The organism is Paenibacillus sp. 01L418 (genome assembly GCF_056400045.1).
Genome location: NZ_JBFTSN010000450.1, coordinates 1 through 4,923 on the forward strand (window position 1 = coordinate 1; position 4,923 = coordinate 4,923).

The following is a 4,923-nucleotide window of genomic DNA, read 5'->3' on the forward strand; positions in this document are numbered from 1 at the left end:
GCTTTCAACAGTATTCAAAACCACTAGCTTTCAACAGTATTCAAAACCACTATTTCTTCATAATAGGAATGCTGCCCGTTAGCGTAACGAAGAGGTATCACGCGGCGCCCTTCTGGTGTTCAACTATCGTTTTCCGTTAGTTCAACCCCGAATTATTCTTCCTTCCTGAAGTACTCCATCCCTAACACAATCAATCCTAGAATAAACAAAACAATACCCATAATAAAAGGAAAGCCAAGAAATAAACTATCTACTACTACTTCTTCGCCAAAATCATTTGTTCCGAAAATGGCAAACCACAACTTTGAACCTTGCCAAGTAGTGATACTTGGTGCATAAGAAGCAGCTGCAATTAAAATCGCTAATGAAATCATGGTGCCAGTTAACAAGAGTACCCCACCAATTATTGTCCTTTTCATAAAATGGTCGCCACCTCCATCCGATCAGATCCTGAAGTAATTCAGTCCATTATCTTACAAATAGATATTACCACATATTGTAACTATTCTGCGCATTAGCGTAATGAAGCTGCCGATTATGCCAGCAGCTTCATCATAACTGTTTAATTGAGCTATCGTGTCCCGATAGCTTAAACCTCGGACCTATCAAATAAATATTTTAGAATCGAATCTGCACATTCTTCTGAAGAATTTGTGTGTGTATTGACAGTACAGTTGTATTGTATATCTTTGGCCATAATATTATTTTGCCACTCAGATTGRTCTTCRGTTCTATCTCCACGTTCAATATTTCTTTGGCGACAAATGTCTAAAGGACAAAAAACTTCGACAATATAGAAAGGATACCCSGCAAATATATCCTTAACTTTTTCATAATGCGGTTTTAATTCGGGTCTTTCAACCAAAATTCCGTCTATTAGTACATTCTTACCATGGTCAGAAAATAGTTTAGCAGTATGATACATCATAATAATTGCATCACTTAAATATTTCCAATAATCTTCACGGAGATAGTTATCGCCTATTGTATTCTCAAAAAGGTCATTTGCAACAACATAAAAAAATTCATCTGATTTTAACTGTATAGCATCTACTATAGATGTTTTCCCAGCACTAGTTACACCATTTAGAAATACGATTTTCCCTTTTTTCATCTTAATATGCCTCTCTTATTCATGATCTTCAAAAAAGAATACTATAGTGACGGTGATTTCCTGATCTAATTTTCAGTATAACATTTACACCAAAACGTGGTGATATAAAGAACTGTTATAATCAATCCTGCCCTTTCGTATTATGGTTCAAATAGATGGATCCTTATCATAGCCTTTAGCAGATAGGTCAATTAATGAGCAATAAAAAAAGCCACCTGGAAAGGTGGCTTGCACTCAAACAGAGTGCAAAAGTATAGATAGGAGTGGAGAGTCCTGTCCTAAACCTGTAGCTTTTAGAGTAACGTACTTTCATACCGTGCCTGATGCCAATCGTGCCGCTTTCAACAGCATTCAAAACCACTATTTCTTCATAATAGGAATGCTGCCCGTTAGTTTAATAAAAAGAGCAGGCTATCGTAACGCCTGCTCCAAGGTGTGTTATTCAACTAACGTACCCCGTTACCTCAAAAGATCTTGATAATTTGGGGGGAAATCATTCTTATCCGGTCCTCTAACATGTTCAAAATTTTTAAGCTCAACTCCAGCTGGCGAGATTCGATATATAAAAACATCTTCACCGACAGGGATATGAGGTCCAACTGTTGGACGTACATCAAGAGTAATCAAAAAATCAAAACCACGGAAGCCATTAACCCTTTTTATTTCCTTCACATCAACAAAATAAGGATAAATATCGGGTGAACCTGGTACAGAAAATACATCCGAATACGCCTCAGCAAGTTTCTCTCTCATATGAGGAAGCAAAAGCAATATGAGCATATCTTGAAGTTGCAATTCTTTTGAGTCCTTAAGTGGCTTCTCATCAACTGCATTACAAAATTGCGTTCCAACCAATGAGAATAGGATTACAAAGCATATTATTACCCTCAAGAACCTCGACCCTTCCTTTACCTTAATCCACCAAACATAGATTAATTTGTCCAGAAAAGAGAGGTGTATTCATTAACCTAAACTGCCCGTTAGCTTAATGAATCGTCTTCCTCGAACCCCCTTCAATTTCTCTTAAATTATTCTTAATCGCTATATACCTTTGCGATCCTAATAATAATTCACTATATAAATACATGTATTGTAGGTGATACCTCATATCAAATTTATTTTTGTGATATTTCAATAAATAATCTACATAGTCCGTAAAGAAGAATAAAACATCCTTTGACCGTTTATTGAACTTAATGGTATTCAAATAATTTGATATTTCATTTAGTTTCTTTTGAGTATAGACTAAAATACTTTGAATATCTTTTTCTGGTAGCGATTCATAAGCTTCTGTTCTTGCTTGCCAATGATCTTCAAAGACTTCTTTATTTTCATGCAAAATGACATGTATTGGTTTGAGTAATTTTAATTGGTGTTTAAGTCGTCGAGTCTTGAATAGGTTTCTGATTTTTTGGAATATGAGAAATTCCTCCTGGATAACGTCATAAGAGTCGCTGTACTCAGCATACTTCCTTCTAATTACGAAGACGAATTTTATTTTGTTTGCATAACTGCCCGTTAGATTAATAAAACGAGCAGGCTACCGCAGTGCCTGCTCATCGTTGTGTGCTATTGCCTAACGTTCTCCGTTAGTTGAGCAGCGTGGTGATGTTGTTAAATTTAACGAATAAAACTAATCAAGACTGCTACCGCACCCATTAACACTAAAATTGAAAATACAGAGTAGCCGAAGATCTTTAGAGGACGCGGCATTGAATTTAAATCTATTTTTTTCATTGGTCCTCCACCCTCAATACTTTGAATAGAGCGAAGGTTCTCATCTAAATAATTATAGTTACTGTGCAAATGTTCCTTTTCGGGCTGGGTTTCATGGATCTTGTTTGTGCTCATTCCAAGTCCCCTTTCAATTCGGTTTACATGGAATATTCTACCACATTTACGAAAATCATGTAACCCACCAAGCACCATGCTAACCTGCCCGTTCGTATTATGGTTCAACCAGATGGATCCTTATACCGTAACCTTTAGCAGATTGGTCACTTAATGAGCAATAAAAAATAGCCACCTGTAAGGGTGGCTCGCACTCAATAAGAGTGCAAAAGTATAGATAGGAGTGGAGAGTCCTGTCCTGAACCTGTAGCTTTTTAGTGTTACACACATTCATATCTTTCTACTTCATTTAAGCAAGTTAACGGCGATGATGCCAATCAAGGATTGTTTGTCACTCCTTTGGATCTCCACGAGCCCTTTACCTTTACGTCAAGCTCCTCRGATTTTCGTTTATGCAATTCGTATTGTGTAAGTAGCAGTTCCATTTTGGCTGACTCCGTACAGTGCCTGATGCCAACCGAACGGCTTGCAGCGGCTTTCAAACCCGATATTTCTTCATATTAGATTAGCTGCCCGTTAACGCAATTAAGGCTGCCGATCATGTCGGCAGCYTCGTAATGGTGATTATAAAGATATATTGTACCAAGGGAGTTTAAACCTTGTGATACTTTTTCCCCACACTGTCTGTAAAGGTTAGTTTTCGTGTATGCTACTTACAATTCAAAATAGGCATGAAAAATCAAATTAATCCGATATTAATTTTGAATAGATATTGAGATCGTTAAACTTTCCGTCTACTCTTTCATATTGCCTTAGTGTTCCTTCAAACGTAAAGCTTAGCTTTTGTAAAAGTTTTATTGAATTCACGTTTTCGGGTTCAACTTTTGCTTCGATTCGATTCATCTTTAAAGATGAGAATGCGTAATCTAACAAAGAACAGATAGCTTCTGAAGCATATCCTCTTCCCCAAAATGATTTAKCAATATCATATCCAATTTCAGCTTTTGCATTTTCAAAATCCAAGGAATTAAAACCACAAGAACCTATGATTTCATTGGATTCTATTTTAATTATGGAGAAACGAATAGCTTTGCTGTCTTGAGAAAGGTCATCAAGGAGAGTAATCATTTCTTTTGCTTGATTTTCATTAGTAAAACTACTAACATTCATAAATTTAGTAACATCTGGATCAGACCAAATTTTAAACAAGCTAGAAGAATCCGATACCTTCATTTTTCTCAAATGAAGACGTTCTGTGTGTAACTCTGTAATCAATACTTTTACCTCCATTATAATTTAATAGTTAGGWTGAAAATATTGACATCTGCGCATAGTTCAGTCCCTTCATTTTTGAAGATAGTTTCATTTTATAAGAAGTTATAGGCTTTATCTACGCTTAATCCYTCAAAAGCAATTTTTATTTTATATATTCATCAATCCGCATCGTAAAATCCAAACCATTGATTTCTCTTATTAAGATCATATTTTTTTTCCCTTCAAAAGGGTATTGCAAGTACCAACAATCATTCAAGCCTATCAAAGCAATTTCAGGATAAGGTTCATGTAGTTTGTATTTTTTATTTACTCTAGTATAATGTATTTGCATGATCTGAGTATCTCMMCAATAACCAAAAACATTTATGATTTTTGGAACTATTGTTTCATTAGAGAGGTCTGTTAATAGATCAATATAAGCAATGTATATGTTATTCATAAAGTAATTTGCAAATCTATCATYAGAGAAACTTCTTCCATRTTCAATTGTTTTTCCATGAAAACTTCTGGTATTACCTTTATATTTACATCTAAAATCTTCTTAGCAGAATTATATCTAACTAACTCAATCGATGTGTCAATAACATTTGAACTAGAAATATATTTGTCGTTAATATATGTTTCCATTAAGTAATTCGTAGGTACAGCCACCCTTAATTTAATTTCATCACTAATAAAAGGGATTATCCACAATAAAGTAAAGGGTATCAATAATAGTATAGTGAGGATTCCTTCTTCAGACC

General features: G+C 35.1%; 7 protein-coding genes. All 7 read right to left on the reverse strand.

Annotation, left to right across the window (positions count from 1 at the left end; translation table 11 throughout):
* Window positions 1-152: 152 nt before the first annotated feature.
* The gene (locus AC1DSE_RS30030; RefSeq protein ID WP_477509129.1) at window positions 153-419 is read right to left on the reverse strand and encodes a hypothetical protein; all 267 of its coding nucleotides are present in this window, start codon (window positions 417-419) and stop codon (window positions 153-155) included.
* Window positions 420-589: 170 nt separating this feature from the next.
* Window positions 590-1,114: a phosphotransferase-like protein gene (locus tag AC1DSE_RS30035; RefSeq protein WP_477509130.1), complete on the reverse strand. Its 525-nt coding sequence runs from the start codon at window positions 1,112-1,114 to the stop codon at window positions 590-592.
* Window positions 1,115-1,573: 459 nt separating this feature from the next.
* On the reverse strand, window positions 1,574-2,005 hold the full coding sequence (locus AC1DSE_RS30040) for a DUF3888 domain-containing protein (RefSeq protein WP_477513020.1): 432 nt from the start codon (window positions 2,003-2,005) through the stop codon (window positions 1,574-1,576).
* Window positions 2,006-2,734: 729 nt separating this feature from the next.
* Complete coding sequence (locus AC1DSE_RS30045; RefSeq protein WP_477528681.1) at window positions 2,735-3,073, reverse strand: hypothetical protein; 339 nt, start codon at window positions 3,071-3,073, stop codon at window positions 2,735-2,737.
* A gap of 576 nt (window positions 3,074-3,649) precedes the next feature.
* Complete coding sequence (locus tag AC1DSE_RS30050) at window positions 3,650-4,180, reverse strand: GNAT family N-acetyltransferase (RefSeq protein WP_477512978.1); 531 nt, start codon at window positions 4,178-4,180, stop codon at window positions 3,650-3,652.
* A 142-nt stretch (window positions 4,181-4,322) separates the two neighbouring features.
* Complete coding sequence (locus AC1DSE_RS30055) at window positions 4,323-4,511, reverse strand: hypothetical protein (protein ID WP_477528682.1); 189 nt, start codon at window positions 4,509-4,511, stop codon at window positions 4,323-4,325.
* 104 nt (window positions 4,512-4,615) lie between these two features.
* Window positions 4,616-4,923 (reverse strand): hypothetical protein (locus tag AC1DSE_RS30060; protein ID WP_477528683.1); only part of this gene is annotated, 308 nt, incomplete at its 5' end.